Genomic DNA, 3,186 nt, shown 5'->3' with positions numbered 1-3,186 from the left:
CATCAAATTTACCTGTCTTTATCCGAGAAACCACCGCATTATGTGAAACACCCATCTTCTTCGCAAACGCACGAACCGATAAACCCTTACGATGCTTCTTTGTCATTGCCATCTCTTTTACTAAATATTTTTCAACATTCATCCTTTTCTTTAGATTGGTATCATGATATGATACATAAAAGAGTGAATGAAGGTGATTTGGTGATTGAATCTTTTGCTGATAAGCGGTGTAAAGATCTTTTAGAAGGTAATCCGCCTAAAGGTTTTCCAACAACTCTAGTACGTATAGCCCAAAGAAAATTGTTTATGCTCGATAAAGCGGTTGATCTTAAAGATTTACGCAGTCCTCCAGGAAATCGTTTAGAAGCATTGAAAGGAGAGCGTAAAGGTCAATATTCTATTCGTATTAATGACCAGTTTCGTATTTGTTTTGAATGGCGCTCTAATGGCGCTTATGAAGTTGAAATCGTAGATTATCATTGATCTGTAGGAGGTCGAGATGAAAAATTATATTGCTATTCATCCCGGAGAAATTTTACGAGAGGAATATTTAAAAGAATATGCTCTCTCTGCTTATGCCCTTGCAAAAGCATTAAATGTTCCACGCACGAGAATAGAACGTATTGTTGCTGAAAATAGTCCGGTGACTCCCGATACTGCTCTCAGATTAGCCTATTTTTTTGATACTACTGCTGAATTTTGGCTCAACATGCAAGCTGCTTATGACGTTAGTATATTACAAACTGAAAAAGCAGACGAATTTGCCAAAATCAATAAATTTGAATGTAGGGTTTAATGATCTTTCCACTCATGAAGTTTTAAGACGTAACAGATAATTGACGATCCGGTATAATCGAGTGTATATTCCGATATGCAAACGGATACGCTCCAAGTCACACGAGAATTATTGGTTTTCAAAAAAACTTTAAAATAAGATGCGGCTACACAAAAGAAGATTTGGAAGCCGTGGATTCTCCACCATTGACAGATGAAGAACTTGCACGTCTAAAGCCAGCTAAAGATGTTTTACCACCCTCCTTCTTTAAATATGTAACAAAAGAACGCCGTAAACGTGGGTAAAAGTCTTAAAAAAGCAAGCGGTTGTTAAGCCAAACGATCTCGCCACTCTAAAAAATGTGCTTTACAGTTGAAATTAAACTTCAATTGTATTACATTGAAATACAGTTACAAGAGGAGAAATCATTATGGCTGCCAGTCGCATGGTTCAAGCGCGTGTACCAGAAGAAATTCAAAATATCGCTAGTCAAGTTATTCAAGCGTCAGGTTTATCAGTAAGTGATGTTGTGAGAGTGTTGATGACGCGTATTGCACAAGATAAAGCTATTCCGTCCTTCTTGTTTCAACCTAATGCGGAAACTATAGCGGCTTTTGCAGAACTAGAGGAAGGTAACTTAAAAAAGTTTCATTCCGTAGACGAATTATTTGATGATCTCTATGCGGACGATTGAACGTACCACTATCTTCAAACGTGATTTCAAGCGTGAAATGAAAGGACGGTATCGGCATCTTTTAGATACTGATTTGCGCCAAATCATTGCAGCATTAGCAAATGACCAGCCTTTAGAACCTCGATATTATGACCATGCATTAACTGGGAATTGGAGCAATTATCGAGATTGCCATATTCGACCTGACTTAGTATTGATTTATCGCTTGATTGGTCAAGATCGATTGATTTTAGTGCGTCTGGGCTCCCATTCAAAACTTGATCTTTAAACCACCTCCCCATTTTGAGAACGGGGAAGGAAGATGTTTTAAGTCTAAGCTACTTTTGCAATCGGAGTCGCTAAAACTCGTTTAGCTTCTTTTGTAACTGATTTGTAATGATCAAGCTCTTTTTCGAGGTTATTTGCATCTAACAAACGTCTCATCACCAATCCTAAGATTTCTTCAACACCAGCAGTTTTTTTTAAACACTCATAAGAAAATAATTCATTATCAACAAATTGGCTTTTTAGTTTCTTCTCGCACTCAATAAAATAACGGCGTGCTTGACGTCCTTTCTCGTTACGTTCCACCATTGAGAGCTCTTTCGCCATGTCTAATGTGATGTGGTATTCTGTACTTGGACGACCGCTTTTAGGTTTTACTAAATTTTTAGTAAAACTCACAAAGTCCTTATTTTCTAGGAAACCATATTCTTTAATACGATTAATGATCCAATCGTTAAAACGAGATGTGACCTTCAAAAACATATGCAACTCACGTGCATTTACTGCTTGAACAGTTTCTTGATCAATTGTTTGTTCTGTAATTTTAATAAGAGTGTTCATAATGAACTCCTAGTTGTTAAGGTTTTCTATTGACATCCGAAGAGGATGCCGGGCGCTAGAAAACACGGCAACTAGCCCGTCGTTACGCCTTTCCCATAAAGGGTATTGTATAGCATAACCACACCCGACAATATTATTATATGCGTGTAGCATACAATGAGTCAAAGCTTTTAGTTTGCGGAAGATCAGTTATTTCGGCAACCAATCCGCTAGTTGTTTTCAGGTGTTTTCTAGGCACCTGATTCGAAGATACCTATTACTGTAGAATTGTCAAGTAATAAAAATTACTTTTTGCTAAGAAAACGTTTCACATACTGTACAGTGTACATATTGAAATTGTTATTTATCAATAAGTTAAGTGTACAATGTACAGTCAATTTGAAAATTCTGTCGCTAGCGATAGTTTGCGCTGTCCTGCCCCGCAACGAAGCCAACCCGCTGGGAGTACCTTTTGAATTGATTTTATTGACTTTTTTTATGAAAAAACAAAGCATAAATGATGATCTTTTTTTAAATTGCAATAAGAATATGTAATGCTTAAACTCATAAGGATATGGAATATATAGATAAAGCTTGAGAACATGATCTAGCCTTTCTTGTTGGCAGCATATTCTTGACGTTTAAGTTGTCTCTGTATGTTTTCAGTTAATCTTTCATTGGCATATTGTGCAATAGCACTTGCAATCTCTGGTTTGGACATCATTCCAGCAATTGAGGGTCCTTCTTGTTTTGCAATGGGGAATTGATCTCCATCGGCTCTTTGAAAAACATTACCATTCAGCTTTTTTAATTCAACACACTTTGGAAAGCACCCACCTTTGATAAAAGCATGGGGTAAGATTTCTTTCTTTCCAAACAGTGTGTAAGTTACGCCGCGTTTTGTTTCTCTTGC

General features: G+C 37.0%; 5 protein-coding genes and 1 pseudogene. 4 read left to right on the top strand and 2 right to left on the bottom strand.

The window, feature by feature from the left end; translation table 11 throughout:
• The first annotated feature begins 168 nt into the window (after positions 1–168).
• The 4 genes from ACFIJW_RS09185 (at position 169) to ACFIJW_RS09170 (ending at position 1,737) form a co-directional block, all read left to right on the top strand.
• Positions 169–483 (top strand): type II toxin-antitoxin system RelE/ParE family toxin, encoded by a 315-nt coding sequence (locus ACFIJW_RS09185; protein WP_375634175.1) that lies wholly within the window; start codon positions 169–171, stop codon positions 481–483.
• A gap of 16 nt (positions 484–499) precedes the next feature.
• Positions 500–796: a HigA family addiction module antitoxin gene (locus ACFIJW_RS09180; RefSeq protein WP_004861504.1), complete on the top strand. Its 297-nt coding sequence runs from the start codon at positions 500–502 to the stop codon at positions 794–796.
• Between the two features lie 409 nt (positions 797–1,205).
• Entirely contained in the window at positions 1,206–1,469 is a 264-nt protein-coding gene (locus ACFIJW_RS09175) for a type II toxin-antitoxin system RelB/DinJ family antitoxin (RefSeq protein WP_375612164.1), read from the top strand.
• Positions 1,456–1,737, top strand: coding sequence for a type II toxin-antitoxin system YafQ family toxin (locus ACFIJW_RS09170; RefSeq protein WP_375634173.1), 282 nt, complete (start codon positions 1,456–1,458; stop codon positions 1,735–1,737). Before ACFIJW_RS09175 ends, ACFIJW_RS09170 begins: the two co-directional genes overlap by 14 nt.
• Positions 1,738–1,781: 44 nt before the next feature.
• Here ACFIJW_RS09170 and ACFIJW_RS09165 read toward each other — a convergent pair whose 3' ends face one another.
• Positions 1,782–2,294 (bottom strand): antA/AntB antirepressor family protein, encoded by a 513-nt coding sequence (locus ACFIJW_RS09165; protein WP_375634171.1) that lies wholly within the window; start codon positions 2,292–2,294, stop codon positions 1,782–1,784.
• A 586-nt stretch (positions 2,295–2,880) separates the two neighbouring features.
• Positions 2,881–3,186 (bottom strand): annotated as a pseudogene (locus ACFIJW_RS09160) (hypothetical protein); the annotation flags it as partial.

This window comes from Bartonella sp. MM97QHHN, assembly GCF_042194285.1.
Taxonomy (GTDB): Bacteria; Pseudomonadota; Alphaproteobacteria; order Rhizobiales; family Rhizobiaceae; genus Bartonella.
Note: the sequence above shows the minus strand (reverse complement) of the source record. Positions and strands in the feature narration are given on the sequence as shown.

What these genes read in the sequence shown, in the direction of transcription:
- ACFIJW_RS09185 (WP_375634175.1), top strand. Translation starts at nt 169, where the DNA reads ATGATACATAAAAGAGTGAATGAAGGTGATTTGGTGATTGAATCTTTT.
- ACFIJW_RS09180 (WP_004861504.1), top strand. Translation starts at nt 500, where the DNA reads ATGAAAAATTATATTGCTATTCATCCCGGAGAAATTTTACGAGAGGAA.
- ACFIJW_RS09175 (WP_375612164.1), top strand. Translation starts at nt 1,206, where the DNA reads ATGGCTGCCAGTCGCATGGTTCAAGCGCGTGTACCAGAAGAAATTCAA.
- ACFIJW_RS09170 (WP_375634173.1), top strand. Translation starts at nt 1,456, where the DNA reads ATGCGGACGATTGAACGTACCACTATCTTCAAACGTGATTTCAAGCGT.
- ACFIJW_RS09165 (WP_375634171.1), bottom strand. Translation starts at nt 2,294, where the DNA reads ATGAACACTCTTATTAAAATTACAGAACAAACAATTGATCAAGAAACT.